This window comes from Albidovulum aestuarii, from assembly GCF_029961185.1.
In the GTDB taxonomy this organism is placed as follows: domain Bacteria; phylum Pseudomonadota; class Alphaproteobacteria; order Rhodobacterales; family Rhodobacteraceae; genus Albidovulum; species Albidovulum aestuarii.
The window spans coordinates 74,228-89,819 of sequence record NZ_JASBQQ010000006.1 but is presented as its reverse complement, the minus strand read 5'-3'; the positions used below and the strand labels follow the sequence as shown (position 1 = coordinate 89,819).

At 61.6% G+C, this 15,592-nt stretch carries 17 protein-coding genes; 10 read left to right on the top strand and 7 right to left on the bottom strand.

The genetic code is table 11. From position 1 onward, the window contains the following. Positions 1 to 11: 11 nt before the first annotated feature. Positions 12 to 359, top strand: coding sequence for a DUF2794 domain-containing protein (locus QKW60_RS14265; protein WP_263739572.1), 348 nt, complete (start codon positions 12 to 14; stop codon positions 357 to 359). Here QKW60_RS14265 and QKW60_RS14260 read toward each other — a convergent pair. The 3 genes from QKW60_RS14260 to QKW60_RS14250 all read right to left on the bottom strand — a co-directional run bounded on the left by QKW60_RS14260 (position 340) and on the right by QKW60_RS14250 (position 3,011). Beyond that, positions 340 to 1,182: a C40 family peptidase gene (locus tag QKW60_RS14260; protein WP_282369626.1), complete on the bottom strand. Its 843-nt coding sequence runs from the start codon at positions 1,180 to 1,182 to the stop codon at positions 340 to 342. The genes QKW60_RS14265 and QKW60_RS14260 overlap by 20 nt on opposite strands. After that, the gene (locus tag QKW60_RS14255) at positions 1,179 to 2,564 is read right to left on the bottom strand and encodes a leucyl aminopeptidase family protein (RefSeq protein WP_282369625.1); all 1,386 of its coding nucleotides are present in this window, start codon (positions 2,562 to 2,564) and stop codon (positions 1,179 to 1,181) included. Before QKW60_RS14255 ends, QKW60_RS14260 begins: the two co-directional genes overlap by 4 nt. Positions 2,565 to 2,630: 66 nt before the next feature. Next, positions 2,631 to 3,011, bottom strand: a complete 381-nt coding sequence (locus QKW60_RS14250) for a hypothetical protein (protein WP_282369624.1) — start codon at positions 3,009 to 3,011, stop codon at positions 2,631 to 2,633. Positions 3,012 to 3,156: 145 nt separating this feature from the next. Here QKW60_RS14250 and QKW60_RS14245 point away from each other — a divergent pair, with 145 nt between their 5' ends. The 6 genes from QKW60_RS14245 to QKW60_RS14220 all read left to right on the top strand — a co-directional run bounded on the left by QKW60_RS14245 (position 3,157) and on the right by QKW60_RS14220 (position 8,028). Continuing rightward, positions 3,157 to 3,804: a carbonic anhydrase gene (locus tag QKW60_RS14245; protein ID WP_282369897.1), complete on the top strand. Its 648-nt coding sequence runs from the start codon at positions 3,157 to 3,159 to the stop codon at positions 3,802 to 3,804. Positions 3,805 to 3,906: 102 nt separating this feature from the next. Next, positions 3,907 to 4,884 (top strand): sodium-dependent bicarbonate transport family permease, encoded by a 978-nt coding sequence (locus tag QKW60_RS14240; RefSeq protein ID WP_282369623.1) that lies wholly within the window; start codon positions 3,907 to 3,909, stop codon positions 4,882 to 4,884. A gap of 2 nt (positions 4,885 to 4,886) precedes the next feature. Further along, positions 4,887 to 5,198, top strand: a complete 312-nt coding sequence (locus QKW60_RS14235; RefSeq protein ID WP_282369622.1) for a DUF3240 family protein — start codon at positions 4,887 to 4,889, stop codon at positions 5,196 to 5,198. A 53-nt stretch (positions 5,199 to 5,251) separates the two neighbouring features. Further along, on the top strand, positions 5,252 to 5,668 hold the full coding sequence (locus QKW60_RS14230) for a hypothetical protein (protein ID WP_282369620.1): 417 nt from the start codon (positions 5,252 to 5,254) through the stop codon (positions 5,666 to 5,668). 78 nt (positions 5,669 to 5,746) lie between these two features. Then, a complete protein-coding gene (locus tag QKW60_RS14225) occupies positions 5,747 to 6,205 on the top strand; it encodes a tetratricopeptide repeat protein (RefSeq protein ID WP_282369617.1) in 459 nt (152 codons plus the stop codon). Between the two features lie 101 nt (positions 6,206 to 6,306). Further along, positions 6,307 to 8,028, top strand: a complete 1,722-nt coding sequence (locus tag QKW60_RS14220) for a leucine-rich repeat domain-containing protein (protein WP_282369616.1) — start codon at positions 6,307 to 6,309, stop codon at positions 8,026 to 8,028. A gap of 112 nt (positions 8,029 to 8,140) precedes the next feature. Here the strand turns inward: QKW60_RS14220 and QKW60_RS14215 are convergent, their stop codons facing one another. The 3 genes from QKW60_RS14215 to QKW60_RS14205 form a co-directional block, all read right to left on the bottom strand. Continuing rightward, positions 8,141 to 9,163 (bottom strand): aspartate-semialdehyde dehydrogenase, encoded by a 1,023-nt coding sequence (locus QKW60_RS14215; protein ID WP_282369614.1) that lies wholly within the window; start codon positions 9,161 to 9,163, stop codon positions 8,141 to 8,143. A 107-nt stretch (positions 9,164 to 9,270) separates the two neighbouring features. Continuing rightward, complete coding sequence (locus tag QKW60_RS14210) at positions 9,271 to 9,837, bottom strand: glycosyltransferase family 29 protein (RefSeq protein ID WP_282369612.1); 567 nt, start codon at positions 9,835 to 9,837, stop codon at positions 9,271 to 9,273. Between the two features lie 193 nt (positions 9,838 to 10,030). Further along, the gene (locus tag QKW60_RS14205; protein WP_282369610.1) at positions 10,031 to 10,915 is read right to left on the bottom strand and encodes a glycosyltransferase family 2 protein; all 885 of its coding nucleotides are present in this window, start codon (positions 10,913 to 10,915) and stop codon (positions 10,031 to 10,033) included. 399 nt (positions 10,916 to 11,314) lie between these two features. On the opposite strand from QKW60_RS14205, the gene pseB reads away from it, so the two are divergent. Genes pseB through QKW60_RS14190 form a run of 3 tightly spaced genes read left to right on the top strand, consistent with a single transcriptional unit; the run spans position 11,315 to position 14,545 of the window. Further along, complete coding sequence (gene pseB / locus QKW60_RS14200) at positions 11,315 to 12,313, top strand: UDP-N-acetylglucosamine 4,6-dehydratase (inverting) (RefSeq protein WP_282369608.1); 999 nt, start codon at positions 11,315 to 11,317, stop codon at positions 12,311 to 12,313. Beyond that, entirely contained in the window at positions 12,313 to 13,455 is a 1,143-nt protein-coding gene (pseC, locus tag QKW60_RS14195) for a UDP-4-amino-4,6-dideoxy-N-acetyl-beta-L-altrosamine transaminase (RefSeq protein ID WP_282369607.1), read from the top strand. The genes pseB and pseC overlap by 1 nt, the downstream gene beginning before the upstream one ends. Then, positions 13,448 to 14,545 carry a glycosyltransferase family protein gene (locus QKW60_RS14190; RefSeq protein WP_282369606.1) on the top strand — a complete coding sequence of 366 codons (1,098 nt, stop codon included), beginning with the start codon at positions 13,448 to 13,450 and terminating at the stop codon, positions 14,543 to 14,545. The genes pseC and QKW60_RS14190 overlap by 8 nt, the downstream gene beginning before the upstream one ends. Here the strand turns inward: QKW60_RS14190 and pseI are convergent. Beyond that, complete coding sequence (gene pseI, locus QKW60_RS14185) at positions 14,536 to 15,591, bottom strand: pseudaminic acid synthase (protein WP_282369604.1); 1,056 nt, start codon at positions 15,589 to 15,591, stop codon at positions 14,536 to 14,538. The genes QKW60_RS14190 and pseI overlap by 10 nt on opposite strands. Position 15,592 lies beyond the last annotated feature (1 nt).

The following is a 15,592-nucleotide window of genomic DNA, read 5'->3' as shown; positions in this document are numbered from 1 at the left end:
AAGATTCGCCTATGACGGTCCAGCCGCCGATCCCGTTTCGCGCCTCCGCAACCCCGCCCGAGCAGGTTGCCTTCGACCGTCTGGAACTCGGCACTATCCTTGGTCTCTACGGACGCATGGTGGCGGCGGGCGAATGGCGCGATTATGCGCTTTCCTTCCTCAGCGACATGGCGGTCTTTTCGGTCTTTCGCCGGGCTGCGGAACACCCGCTTTACCGGATTGAAAAACGGCCGCGCCTGCGCAGCCGTCAGGGAATGTATGCGGTCGTGGGTATGGACGGACAGGTGCTGAAACGCGGCCATGACCTGCCGACGGTCCTGCGCATCCTCGAACGCAAGCTCATACGTCCTGTAGACTGAGCCGCCGGACAGAGGTGACAGCACCATCACCCTGCTTGGCGATGCGTACGATCGCCTCGTCGATCCCTTCATAGGCAACGGCCATGTGGTGGGCATTGGCATGGATCAGCCGTTTGTCATCGACCGCCATGGCGACATGGCCCCTCCAGAAAACCAGATCCCCGCGCCGACGGTCGGAACCCGAACCGAGCCGTTTGCCCAATGCGTTCTCCTGCATGTCGCTGTCACCGGGACAGGCGATGCCACAGGCGGTCATCGCGGCCTGAACAAGGCCGGAACAATCGATCCCGCTGCGTGAATTCCCACCCCACAGATACGGCGTGCCGACAAGACTTTCGGCGACCGAGACCGGGTCTTCAGCCCAATCCTCGATCTCCCTCAGATGCGGGCGCGGAACGAAGAGGCCTTCGGCGGTCTCGAAAAACCGTTCGTGTGTTTTGGTGACCGTCAGCCTTGCGCCAAGGCTCAGCATCGCCGCCTCGGGCGATTTGATATCTGCCGCTCGGTAAAGATGCGTCGCGGGGGCTGAGACCCAATGCGTCGCGGCCACCGGCGGGCCAAGGACCGGTTCCGGCAGGTAGCCGCAATAGCGGTCCTTGTCGGCGAGGATGAAGGCAAAGCCCTTGTGCCGTTCAAGCACCAGAACGCTTTCCCCCATCAGCACTTGCCGGTCGCGCGCGCCCAGCGGTTGAACCAGAAGGTCCGCACGGGGGACGACGATCCGTGCGGGCTCACCCGTTTCATAATGCGCCGCCTCGACCTTGCCTTTCAGCGATACATGCGCGACGCGTTCGTTCGCTGGGGTGAGACGGCGGTCGGTCATAGCGGCAGCATCTTCGGCAGGGCCGCAAGGATCGCGCGGGCGCCCTGACCGACACCCCCCTTGGGGCGGGCCGGTTCGGATTTTGGCTGCCATCCGTAGATGTCGAAATGAACGTAGCGCGGGCTTTCGGTCACGAACCGCCGCAGGAAGAGCGCGGCGGTGATCGACCCGGCCATGCCACCCGACGGCGCATTGTCGAGATCGGCGATGCCCGGCTCGATCATCGTCTCATAGGGCTCCCAGAACGGCATCCGCCACAGTGGGTCGGCGACGACCGCCCCTCCCGCCGCCAGCGCCGCCGCCACGGCACCATCGTCGCAATAGAACGGCGCCAGATCGGGTCCGACTGCGACGCGAGCAGCACCGGTCAGCGTGGCCATGGAGATGATCAGGTCCGGCTTTTCTTCGTCCGCAAGCGCCAGCGCGTCGGCGAGCACCAGACGGCCCTCGGCGTCGGTGTTGTTGACCTCGACCGTCAGCCCCTTGCGACTGGCCAGGATGTCCTGCGGCCGGAACGCGTTGCCGCCGACCGCGTTCTCCACCGCGGGGACGAGGACCCGAAGCTTCAGCTTCAGCCCCATCGCCATGATCATCTGTGCGAGCCCCATGACGGTCGCGGCCCCGCCCATATCCTTCTTCATCAGTCCCATCGAAGAGGCTGGCTTGATGTCGAGCCCGCCTGTGTCAAAGCAGACCCCCTTGCCAACGAGCGTCAGGGTCGGCCCCTCGCCCCCCCAGCGCAGATCAAGAAGCCGGGGCACCCGGCTGGAGGCGCGGCCAACCGTGTGGATCATCGGAAAGCCTTCCGCCAGCAGGTCATCGCCACGCACTACACGTGTTTGCGCCCCGAACCTTTCCGCCAGCGCCAGAAAAGCGTTCTCCAATTCGCCCGGCCCCATATCAGCGGCCGGTGTGTTGATCAGGTCGCGGGTCAGCGCCTCGCCTTCGGCGATCGCCAGAATGCGGGCCGTATCGATCCCATCCGGAGCTTTCAGCCGGGCCGACGGGGCTTTCGCGGATTTGTAACGGTCGAAGCGGTAGGCGGCGAGCAGCCAGCCGAGGGCGGCCTCTTCCAACTCGGTCCTGTCCAGCGATCCTTCCAGATGCCAGTTGCCGTCCGGCAGATCGGCCACGACCTTCGCGGCATGGAACCGGCCGCGCTGGCGGGCTGCCGGTGAACCCCAGCCAAGGACGGCCGCGGCAGGGCTGCCATCGGGACCCGGCAACAGGCAAATCTGGCCGAGTTTTCCCTCGAACCCGGAGGCGTTCAGCCAGGCGCGCTCTTTTGAAGCCCGCGCCGCAAGGAATGCTTCTGCATCACTTTGCGCAACGATATGGACAGGGCGTGACGGTTGGTCTGGATCGGCAAAGGCAAAGGGCATGGTGGGCTCGGGTTAGTTGCCGCGCCAGACTATCCGCCCGCGCGGTGCCCGCAACCCCCGTCATGCTCAGATCGTCATGTCGCGCAGATCCCATACAGCATTGAGGGAACGATCCCCGATTCTGAGAAGCCGGGCCAACGTTGCGGCCTGCCCGGCATGGTCTCCGGCATGCGTGGCGGCGATGACATCCAAGGCAACCATCGTGAAACTCGTCAGCCCGATCTGATCGGCCATTTTCACAACGATCCGTGCGCTGCGCATCAGCCCAACGAGGTCACCGTCATCGGCGAAGCGCTGCATCTCTGACAAGCGTGCATTCATCTCCTCCATTGCGCGCGCCACGACCCGCTCGGCCCCGGCTTCGCCCAGTTCCGCGTATAATGCCACGAGGCAATCGGGATTCACGCGAACCCCTTCCTCGTGGTGCAAAACGGCAAGTTTCGCCACCCTTCACCCTCCACTTCACGCCCCACGCGCTGGTTCAGCCTGGACGCCACCTCTCAAGAAAATCTTGATGGTCAGCGGAAAAAACCCCTCGAATTCGATACGTCTGGTCGCTATGTCGGGCGGAACCAACTGCGAGGCGAGGGACATGGATCACGCGAAACCGCTGCCCACCTACCTGGTGCAACGCTATCACGGCTGGAAGGCGACGACCTGGGAAGAGAACCGGTCATGGTACCGCCGCCTGGCCGAAGAGGGCCAGCGTCCGCGCGCCATGGTCATCTCATGCTGTGACAGCCGGGTTCATGTGACCTCGATTTTCGGTGCCGATCAGGGTGAGTTCTTCATCCACCGCAATGTCGCCAATCTGGTACCGCCCTACGAGCCCGACGGAGAGGCGCATGGCACGTCGGCGGCACTGGAATTCGCGGTGACCGCACTGAAGGTCGCACATGTGATCATCGTCGGTCATTCCTATTGCGGCGGGGTCAAGGGCTGCCATGACATGTGTTCGGGCCACGCCCCGGCGCTGGAGGAAAAGACGAGCTTTGTCGGTCGTTGGATGGACATCCTGCGCCCGGGCTATGAGCGGATCAAGGATCTGCCCGAAGCCGAACGGCTGACTGCGCTGGAGAAACAGGCGGTTCTGGTCAGCCTGGAAAACCTCATGACCTTCCCCTTCGTCCGTTCCGCCGTTGAGGCGGGCGAGATCAGCCTGCACGGGCTCTGGAACGATATCGGCGAAGGCGGGCTGGAACAGTTCGACCCGGCGAGCGGTCGGTTCGTGGCGATCTGACACAAGTATTCCGGGCAGTAATCAGCGTCCTGTTGCAGGCGTCCTCTTGTCTCGGCCAAAAGGCCGACTATTTAGGCACAAACGTGCCATGGGGCGGTGACGGTGGACGCGATTCTTTCGGTCATGGGACAGAACCTGCTGTCCCCGATCATCCTGAGCTTTGCACTTGGCCTTGCTGCCGCGCTGGCGCGATCAAGCCTTTCGGTGCCCGAAGCCGCGGCAAAGGCACTGTCGATCTACCTGCTGTTTGCCATCGGCTTCAAAGGCGGCGTCAGCGTCGCTGCACATGGGCTGGATGCACGGCTTGGCCTTGCCCTGGTTGCAGGGATCGCCCTTAGCTTCGCCATCCCGGTCGTGGCCTTCGCGCTGCTGCGCGGACTGACACGCCTGTCGCGCGTCGATGCCGCTGCGGTCGCGGGTCACTACGGTTCGATCTCGATCGTCACCTTTGTTTCAGCGACGGCGATCCTGACCAGCCGTGGAATGGAATACGAGGGCTACATGGTCGCCGTCGCCGCCGCAATGGAGGCACCGGCCATCGTCGCGGCACTCTGGCTTGCAGCGCGCAGCGAGTCGGGCGTGAGGATGGATGCGGAATTGTGGCGCGAAGTGCTGTTGAACGGCTCCATCGTGCTGTTGATCGGCGCCTTCCTGATCGGCGCCATCACTGGCGACCGCGGAATGGCCGAAATCGAAAGCTTCATCGTCTCGCCATTCAAGGGTGTGCTCTGCCTTTTTCTTCTCGATATGGGGCTGGTCGCGGGACGCGGACTGAAACAGTCGCGCGGGCTTCTCTCGGCCGGTGCCGTCGTGTTCGCGGGCCTCATGCCGATGATCGGCGCGGCCATCGCACTTCCAGTCGCCGTGATGCTGGGCTTTTCCACGGGCGGCACCGCGCTCTTCATGACGCTCGCCGCCTCCGCATCCTACATCGCCGTGCCCGCGGCAATGCGGGTTGCCCTGCCTGAGGCTAATCCATCGATCTATCTGACGCTGTCGCTTGGCGTGACATTCCCCTTCAATCTGGCGCTCGGCATTCCGCTTTATGTCACCGTCGCCGGATTAGTGACCGGAGGCTGACAATGCAAACCCATGACGCCAAACGTGTTGAGATCATTATCGAGGCGCCTCTCGAACGCCGCCTGACCGACGCTATTGTTGAGGCCGGTGTGACGGGCTTTACGGTCCTGCCGGTTCTTGGCGGATCGGGCCGATCGGGCCAGTGGAGCCGCGATGGTCAGGTCTCGGTCGCGGGCGGCATGGTCGCGGTGGTCTGCATCGTGCGGCCGGAACGCGTCGATGCCCTGCTCGATGCCGCCTTCAATGTCGTGGAGCGCCATATTGGCGTCGTCTCACTTGCAGATTGCAAAGTGCTTAGGGCCGAGCGGTTCTGACATCGCGAAAGACGGTCAATCTTCTGTTAACCAGATTCGCGGAATCTGGCGGTATGACACAGTATCGCTCCGTTTCCCTCGATCTTCCCGACGATGTCCTTGCCGCTCTCGGCAGCGCCGCAGACGCTGCCGGGTGTCAGCCATCCGACTATCTCAACGCAGTGCTGCGTATCGTTCTGTCGGACGCCCCGACCCGCGCCGGCGGAGAGCGGGAGGTGATCCGCAGGGAGATTCACCAATCCTCCGACTGGTTGGAACTGCAACGCAGATTGCGGGCACGCGGCTATGTCCTGCGCCGGGTACCGGATGGCGGGCTGGCCGTACACACCTGGCCCCGCGATCGGGCGATCCTGCGGGTCGAGGATCTGGGATACAGCCCCGCCGGACTGGTGCTGAAATTCGGCGCCGCGTTTCCCGGCGACCTGAGCGGTGCGCGCCGCGCCCGCCTTGCGCCGCCACCCGCCGCCTGACCCTCGCGCCACCGATCGTGAATGGCCATCGCGCCAGTCTGTGCTAGGATCGCGGCAAGGGCAGAAGGAGACCCCGTCATGATCCTGAACCGCTTGCCGCTATTACCGCTCGCCATCGCAGCCGCGTTGGCCTGCTCGCCTGCCTTTGCCGCAGGCAGCAGTGACACTGCCGGATCGGCCGCCCCTGCCGGAATGAACGAGGCGCAGGCCGCCGTCGATGCCGGCCGCTACCCCGAGGCGCTGAAACTGCTCGCCGGGGTCATAAAGACCGAACCGCGCAATGCCGACGCCCTGAACCTGATGGGCTATTCCAACCGCAAGATGAACCGTCTGACCGAGGCCGCACGCTACTACGATGCCGCGCTGAAGGTGAACCCGAAACATATCGGCGCGCTGGAATATCAGGGCGAACTTTTTGTGGAAATGGGCGACTACGACCGCGCCCGGCAGAACCTGAAACTGATCGCTGCGATCTGTGGAGCCTGCGACGAGGTGATCGACCTCCGGGCCGCGCTGGACGCGAAAGGGCAGAGCTGAAGTTCCACACACGGCAATGCCCCTGCCGATCAGATCATCATTCCCCTTGCCCGCCCGTCACTGTCCCCCCATCTTGAAGGCGTGTCGAAGCGGAGGCAGGGATGAGTGCGGCAGGCGAGGCTTTCCAGGCCGCGAGAAAGTTGATCACTGAGGCAAAGCGGGGGAGTTTAGACAGCCTTTCGTTTAGTGGAGGTAGTTTTCGCTTTCTCGATTTACTCCCCCAAGAAATAGTCGGCCTCACAAAACTCAAGCATCTCTACCTCGACAACCTACCTGTCGACATCAGCCCACTAAAAGAGATGCGCCAGTTAACTCATCTTCATATTCGCAACGCACGGCTGTGGAGATCCAACGCATTATCTGATTTGACTTGGTTGACCCACCTCGATCTCAGCGGCTCAGATATCGATGATCTGTCGGCGATTTCCAGACTGACGAGACTTCAATATCTTTCACTCGCCGGAACCAAAGTCGCGGAACTTCACCCGCTTTCAATGATGCATGAACTTAATGATCTAAATCTAGCAGATACTCGAGTATTCGACATATCTCCACTCCTATTTCTTAAGCGATTGACAAAGCTCAACCTTAGGAACACTCTAATTGATCGCGTCGATCCACTTTCAGAGTTGAGAGCACTACAGGAGTTAGACATTAGTAAGACACCAGTAGCGGATATCAGACCTCTCGCTCAATTGACAAATATCGCAAAACTGGATCTTCGAGATACTGCCGCTGCTAACTTGCTACCGATCCTGAAATTGCGGAGGCTGGCTGTCAGCCCAAACGGCACCGGACTTACATTTGACAACTGTCTTGCTGCCCGGATCGATCCCAAAATCGGTGAAATATCTGAGCTTCGCGATGAAAGAGACCGTGCAAAAAGGCTAGTAGAATACCTAAAAGATACTAACCAACCCATCGGGCAAGCAGATGAAAGCGAGCCGCGGGAGAACCTGCTCTTGCCCAACTTGCCCCTTAAACACTCCGCACCGATCGAAACTACCATCACGGCCGGGAAACTCGTTCTCATTAACTCCCACACGAAACTGCACAGTACCGGTGCCATTTCTCGTGCCGAGCAGGGCTGGAAGGTTTTGAAGGAGTTTCGCGAGAGCTTCGGGGAAAGCTTTCATATCGCCAACTACGCCCCCTTACCATCGGTCCTTAGGGCATTTGACCGGGCGCTTGGCGATCACTACGATGCAAGCCGCCAGATCGCCCTTGGCATACATGGGCAGCGGATTGTCGCGTTGTCCTTCGACAGTGCCTTTGTCGAAACGCTACCAACTGGGGCGGAAACGGAGTTGAAAGGGTTTGCAGCCGCCATTTCAACGTTTATCAACCGGTTTCCAGATTGGCTCGAATATCAGGCTGAGGCTGCGATGGCGGAACCTGCGGCAGCTTTAGTCGTTGAGGAGCGCACTACGTTCATTGAGATAGATCAGATCCTCGCAGACGCCCCAGAAGCTTCAGACGAGATTAAGATCGAATACCACGAAGAGGTTGCGGCCGCTACAGGACCGGGCATGAGCGAGGTTTCGGCAAAGGGACTGGTCGCCTCCACCCGCGACGTAGTCCGGACCTTATCAGAAAATGCCCTCACGGAGGCTAGGAACGGCGTGAAGGCAAAGGCCTTTGCCGCCCGGATGCAAAAGACAGGGGAAACGGAACTCCCGAAAGCGACCTATTGGCTGGGCGGTTGGACCATCGACATTCTGAGCCGAATGAGCCCGTCGCTGCGCCGACTCGCCAAGAAGTTTCCCAAGTCCATGGGGTGGATGGTTGCTATTCTGGACTACCTGGGCTTACCCAAAAACTAGGTATCTCGGGCTACAGACTATCTCGAAACGAATACTGGCCAGCCAACGACGGGTCCGGCCAGTTAGAAATCTACACGTTGCGTGTGAACACGCATCCTAGTGGGCCTCGGGATCAGCCTTTCTTCAGGCAACGATTGCCCAGGGTCTCGGCGATCTGCACCGCGTTCAGCGCCGCGCCCTTGCGCAGGTTGTCCGACACGCACCAGAGGTTCAGCCCGTTCTCGATCGTGCCGTCCTGGCGGATGCGGCTGATGAAGGTGGCGTAGTCGCCGACGCATTCGACCGGCGTCACGTAGCCGCCCGGCTCGCGCTTGTCGACGACCATGACGCCCGGCGCCTCGCGCAGGATGTCGCGCGCCTCGTCTTCGTCGAGGAAGTCCTCGAACTCGATGTTCACCGCCTCGGAATGGCCGACGAAGACCGGGACGCGGACGCAGGTCGCGGTGACCTTGATCGTCTTGTCGAGGATCTTCTTGGTCTCGGCGACCATCTTCCATTCTTCCTTGGTCTGGCCGTCTTCCATGAAGACGTCGATATGCGGAATGACGTTGAAGGCGATCTGTTTGGTGAACTTCTTCGGCGCGACTTCCTGACCCGGCACATACATGCCCTTGGTCTGGTCCCAAAGCTCGTCGATGCCTTCCTTGCCGGCACCCGAGACCGACTGATAGGTCGACACCACGACGCGCTTGATCCGCGCCCGGTCATGCAGCGGCTTCAGCGCCACCACCATCTGCGCGGTCGAGCAGTTGGGGTTGGCGATGATCATCTTCTTTTTGTACTGCTCCACCGCCTCGGGGTTCACCTCGGGCACGACCAGCGGAATTTCCGGATCGTAGCGGTAAAGCGAGGAGTTATCGATCACGACGCAGCCCTGCGAGGCGGCGATGGGCGCGTATTTCTTGGTCGCATCCGAGCCGATGGCGAAAAGCGCGATGTCCCAGCCGGTGAAGTCGAAGCCCTCGATGTCCTTGGTCTTCACGGTCTTGTCGCCGAACGAAACTTCGGTGCCGAGCGACCGGCGCGACGCCAGTGCGGTGATCTCGTCGACGGGGAATTCCCGCTCGGCGAGGATGTTCAGCATTTCGCGGCCCACATTCCCCGTGGCGCCGGCGACAACGACTCTGTAGCCCATCTCGGGGTCTCCTTGCGTTAAGGACGTGGCCCCTTAGCTTATTGCTCGTCTCAGTTAAAGGCCTTGCTGCGGCGCGGCGCAGGAAAAACGCGGCTGCGGCAGGCGTATCACGTCCCCGCCTGTGTGACGCGCGGATCGCGGTTCATCAGCGCCTCCGCAAACCGCTTTTCAGCGGCGAAGTCATGCGGCACCTGATCGGCGCGGCGTGAGCCGGTCAGCGAGAGCGAGGCGAAGAAGTCGAAGCCGTGAAGGCGCAGGGATGCGAGGCCGCTGGATGCAAGCAGGTCGATCATCATCAACCCGGTCGTCGGCGGTGCGCCAAGCCGGTCGCGAAGGGATTCCCAGTCGGCCAGCGGGTGCAGGTAGAACCCGTCGGACGTGGCGACCGTCCATGGCAGGCGTTTGCGCTTGTGCGACATCCACAGGATGCGGTCAGGTTTGATACGGTCGAGATCATCGGCCCCGATGGAGGTTGCAAGCGCCAGCCAGTCGGTCCGTGTCCCATGCGTCCGCGAGGCGGGCATCGGCGCCCGGTTGATACGGACCACCAGATCGGCGGCGTCAATCTCGGCCCCTTCATCACGCTCGGCCAGCGACCGCGCATTTCCGACGAGGGCCACGCGCTTGTCGAGGAGGTTTGACATCAGATCCTCGCGCGCGCCCGACATGGCCATGAGAGGAGCTTCTCTCCGCAACAGGCGCGCGATATGGAACCTCCCTCGAGATGTGCGCGGCTTGGTCAAGTGTATCGCTCCCGATCTTGCGGACCGAAGAGATAGCATTCCGGTGTTTAAGATGACAGGGTCTTACGAAAGGTGTCCAGCATTGCGGTGCCCACGGACTTCGCCCTCGATACCACTGCCCCATTCACACGTATTGGCTGATTTTCATGATAACAGCATGTCGCACTTGAACCGGCAGTAGCTCCTTGAATGGCGTCAAAGCATATAACATCAGCGAGAGGGACATTGGCAGAACACCATAGTGACGGAGCCGCAGGCCACGGGTATATGCGCGCTTCTGGTAGGACTTGAACAGAGTGTGACACTTAACCAGCGCGAAGGTATTGGCATAAACGATGACGCTGGCAGTCAGAATTGCAACCGCATCCTCACTGAGGTTGTCGCCAGGACGCGCGGGGGAACAGTAGTGCGTGACAGCGTCCGAGACTGCGATCCGATCGGCGTTGTAACAGATCGAGAACGCAATCTGATGATCTTGCACGCGCGCGCCGTCAGCCAGATGTCGGACAATCAGGTCAGGGTGGGCACATAAAGCGGTGGTTGCCAGCGGTCGGCTCAGACGGCTCATGTAAAGATCGAGCGGAGCGCTTTCCACCTGATAGCGAGCATCGACGTCACAGGGTTGAGCTTTCAGCCGCATGTCATCGACCCGGTCGCGGGCGACCGACGAATAAACGGCGGGTACGCCGGACTGCTCGATCACTTTTGAAAAATACCTTACAGAATCCACTGCAAGCACATCGTCGCCATCAAGTAGGATAACGTATTCGGCGCCACCGGCCCGGGCATGTTCGACCCCGATCCGGGTGCTGGCGCTCACTCCTTTGTTTGCAGCATTGGGAATGAGCTTAATACCGCCAATTGCGCTGGCAATGGCGACGGAGCGGTCGGTGGAGCAATCATCGACGACAATAATCTCATGCACGCCCGCCTGCTCGCAAGCCGACTGGATCGCCTGCGCGATATACTTCGCCTTATTGTAGCAAGTGATAACCACGCTGATCTTCATGGCATGCCTTCAATCCAAATCGTGCCGAGCGGCACCTAGGTCTCGCGGCTGGGCGGAGGCGCGGTAGAGCGAGAAATAAAGCTCAACCGGGGTCATACAGGTCATAAATTCATTGTACCGCAAAGGCTATCGACACGGCGATCCTCGACTGGACCATTGGAAATTACGCTGACTACACGCCGTCGCTTAAGGCTTACAAGAAGCCATTGCAAGATGCGCCGGAGTAGGACGGGTCGGTCCTGTTTCGTAACTCGGTCGGGGCGGGGGTGCCGATATGTGAAAGCCTGCGGACGCCAACGTCGGGCAGTGGACAAGGCAGATGGGCCGGGCTAGGAAACGGGTCACGCGGTATGCAGGGCTTCAGGGTCAGGCCGCAGGACTTTCCGAAGGAGCAAGGCCATGCTGACGGGTTCCAAAATTCTTCTGACCGGCGGTACCGGCTCTTTCGGGTCGCAGTTCGTGCCGATGACGCTCGCGCGGTACAAACCCGCTCGCATCATCATCTATTCCCGCGATGAGATGAAACAGTGGGAGATGGCCAAGCTTTACGGCCACCTGCCCGAAGTGCGGTTCTTCATCGGCGATGTGCGCGATCGTGAACGCTTGTACCGGGCGATGGACGGGATCGACTATGTCGTCCATGCCGCCGCGACCAAGATCGTGCCGACGGCGGAATACAACCCGTTCGAATGCATCAAGACCAACGTGAACGGCGCGATGAACATCATCGACGCCTGTATCGACAAGGGTGTAAAGCGCTGCGTCGCGCTCTCGACTGACAAGGCGTCGAGCCCGATCAACCTCTACGGCGCCTCCAAGCTCGCCTCGGACAAGCTCTTCGTTGCCGGCAACTCCTATTCCGGCGCTGACAAGTGCCGCTTTTCCGTGGTGCGCTATGGCAATGTCATGGGGTCGCGCGGCTCGGTCATTCCGCTGTTCCAGTCGCTGAAATCCAAGGGCAAGCTGCCGATCACCGATCCGCGCATGACCCGGTTCATGATCACGCTGGAACAGGGTGTGGAACTGGTGTGGCACGCGATGGAGGATATGGTCGGCGGCGAGATCTATGTGCGCAAGATCCCCTCGATGAACATCCTCGACATCGCCCGCGCGGTGGCACCCGAGGCGGCGCATGACATTGTCGGCGCCCGCCCCGGCGAAAAGATGCATGAGCAGATGATCGGGCCGGAAGATGCCGACCACACGTTCGAATACGATGATCATTTCAAGATCATCCCGGCGATCCACAACTGGTCGCGCGATCCCGTGCGGATCAAGGACGGGCGCAAGGTTGCCGAAGGCTTCCACTATGCGTCGGACAACAATCCCGACTGGATGAGTGTCGAGGCGCTGCAGAAGTGGATCGCAAAGAACGCCGAGAAGATCGGGACCTATTGATGATCCCCTACGGTCGGCAGGACATTTCGGATCAGGACGTCGAAGCCGTCAAAGCCGTCCTGCGCTCTGACTTCCTGACGCAGGGCCCCGCCGTGCCGCGTTTCGAGGCGGCAATCCGCGCGGCGACCGGGGCCGGACATGCCATCGCGGTAAACTCGGCAACCTCGGCCCTGCACATCGCCTGCATGGCGCTTGATCTCGGGCCGGGTGACTGGCTCTGGACCGTGCCCAATACCTTTGTCGCCTCGGCGAATGTCGGGCTCTATTGTGGCGCTGACGTCGATTTCGTCGATATCGACCCTGAGACCTATGTCATGTGCCCCAAGGCGCTGGAGGCGAAGCTGATCCGCGCCGAGGCGGCGGGCAGGCTGCCAAAAATCGTGATCCCGGTTCATTTCGCCGGTCAGAGCGCGGACATGGCCGCCATCGGCGCGTTGGCGACGCGCTACGGGTTCCGGGTGATCGAGGATGCCTCGCATGCGATTGGCGCCAGCTACCGCGACCGCCAGGTCGGTGACTGCGCCCATTCCGACATCTGCGTGTTTTCCTTCCATCCGGTCAAGATCGTCACCACTGCCGAGGGTGGCTGCGCCACGACGAACGATGCCGCATTGGCAAGCCGGATGGAGCTGCACCGCTCGCACGGCGTCACCCGCGAACCGTCGCTGATGGAAAGCATGTCCGAGGGCGGCTGGTATTACGAGCAGGTTGCGCTCGGATACAACTACCGCATGACGGAGTTGCAGGCGGCGCTTGGCGCATCTCAGATGACGCGGCTGACTGAATTCGTCGCGAAACGGCACGAGATTGCCCGCCGCTACGACCGGCTTCTGGGCAATATGGCGTTGACCCTGCCGCGCCAGAGCCCGGACAGCCATTCGGCGCTGCATCTTTATCCGGTTCAGGTCGAGGACCGCGCCCGTGTCTTCGCCCGCCTGCGCGAAGCGGGCATCGGTGTGAACGTCCACTACATCCCGGTCCATACCCAGCCCTTCTGGAAAAAGCGCGGCTTTGCCCGGGGCGATTTCCCGGTGGCCGAAGCTTATTATGACCGGGCCATCAGCCTGCCGCTCTATCCCGGCCTGACCGAGGCCGACCAGGACCGGGTCGTGGCCGCGCTCGCCGGGGCGCTCGATGGCTGAAAAGCCCCTCCTGCTGGCCTATCTGAACGGGATGCCGGATTTTGAGAGCACCTATCCGGTATTGGCGCGTCTGCACCGCCGGGGACGTGTCACGGTTCGCGCGCTCGTCTACTCCAAGCTCCTGCGCAAGGAAATTCGCCTGCGCGGCGTGTTCGAGCGTGAGGGTTTCGCACCCGAACCCGCCTCGAAACTTCGCATGAAGCTCCTCTACCAGCGCGACATCCGCGAGGCGGACGCGGTTCTGACCATTGCCGATCCTTATTGGGACACGACGACGCGCAAGCAGCGCGGAACCTATATGGCCAAGATCGGCCAGCAGTCGATATTCCTTCAGCACGGCGCCTACCAGGTCGGGGTTAATGCCCGGAAGATCGAAGGGCCGATGGAGTACTATTCCCAGCAGCTGCTTTTCTGGGAACCTATGGGCGACAACCGCGACCTTTTCACGCCTGAAACCGCGGCGCGGGTCGAGGTCGTGGGTTTCACGAAGCAGAATATCCTGCCCCAGAACCGCTGGGGGAAAGAGGTCAACGATTGGGTTGCCCGCTACCCGAAGCGACTCTTGGTCTGCCAATCCTTCCGTTGGGGCGCGGGACGTTACACAAAGGATCATATCGGCCATTTCTACGACCTGATGGATCAGGCGCTGAGCCGTCACAAAGATCTCGGCATCATCATCCGTTCGCATCGCGGCAAGGTGCGGCGCAATCACCGGGCGCATGACAAGGCGCTGGCGCGGAAGCATCCGAACGTCATGTTCTCGCATTATTACGCCGGGCCATTGGCCAAGGCGACGATCCACGATGCGCTGGACCTGACCCATGCGATGGTCTCGCCGACCTCGACGACGACACTCGACTGCCTCTATTCCGGCAAGCCTGCTGCGGTGTTCGCCGAGAACCTGCCGCTTTTTGCCGAACTGCCGCAGATCGGCGATCTGGCGGCGCTGGAGGCTTTCATCGACAGCATCGGCAGGCCCGACCCGGTCTATGACGCGGTGCGCGCCCGGTTCGGTGATCTCGATAACAATCTCGACCGCGCGGCTGAGGCCATCGAAACCCGAATGCTCACCCGCCAGTCTCAGTCCTGAGCGAGCATACTCCAGTCGACCGGCTCGCCGCGCTTCAGCGACCGGGCGGCACGTCGGCCAAGAACACCCGGCAGATGTTTCGGTGCAAGGCCCAGACCCGGGCGGACGGACCGCACATTGGCCTCGGTCAAAACCTCGCCCTTGGCGACATCGGCGGTCACGTAAAGCGACCGGCGGAACTGCGCATTCGCCCCGCCAACGCCTTTGCGGTCGTGTTTTGCGGGGCCAAGCGCGGCATGCGCCATCCGGCAATCGGCGACAAGCTGGCGGAACTCGTCCGGTTCCAGCGAAAACTCGGCATCCGGCCCGCCATCGGCGCGCGCCAGCGTCATGTGTTTCTCGATGATGCATGCCCCCCGCGCAATCGCCGCGACAGCGACGGCCGAGCCGAGCGTGTGGTCCGAGAGGCCAATGGGCACGCCGAAGGCCTGTGACAGAGCCTCGATTGTGCCCAGCCGCATCTCCTCGGGCTTCGCCGGATAGGCCGAGATGCAGTGCAGAAGCGCGAAGCCGTCAGCGCCGCCCTCGCGCGCGGCACGGGCTGCATCCTCAATTTCGGCATAGTTGGCGATGCCGGTGGACATGATCAGCGGTTTGCCCGTGCCCGCCGCCTTGCGGATCAAGGGTGTATCGACAAGTTCGAAGGACGCGATCTTGTAGGCCGGCGCGTCGAGCGTTTCGAGGAAATCCACCGCCGTCGGATCGAAGGGCGAAGAAAAGCAATGAAGCCCGTGGCCGCGCGCCCGTTCAAAGAGGGCTTCATGCCAGTCCCAGGGGGTCGAAGCCTCCTGATATAGTTCATGCAATGACCGCCCGTCCCAAAGCCCGCCATGGATGTGGAATTCAGGCCGGTCGACATCCAGCGTGATCGTATCGGCGGTATAGGTCTGCAACTTCACCGCATCGGCGCCGGTCGAGGCGGCGGCATCGACCAGCGCCAGCGCGCGGCCGAGATCGCCGTTATGATTGCCCGAGAGTTCGGCGATAATATAGGGCGAATGCTCCGCCCCGATGGCCCGGCCCGCGATCACGAATGTCTCAGCCATC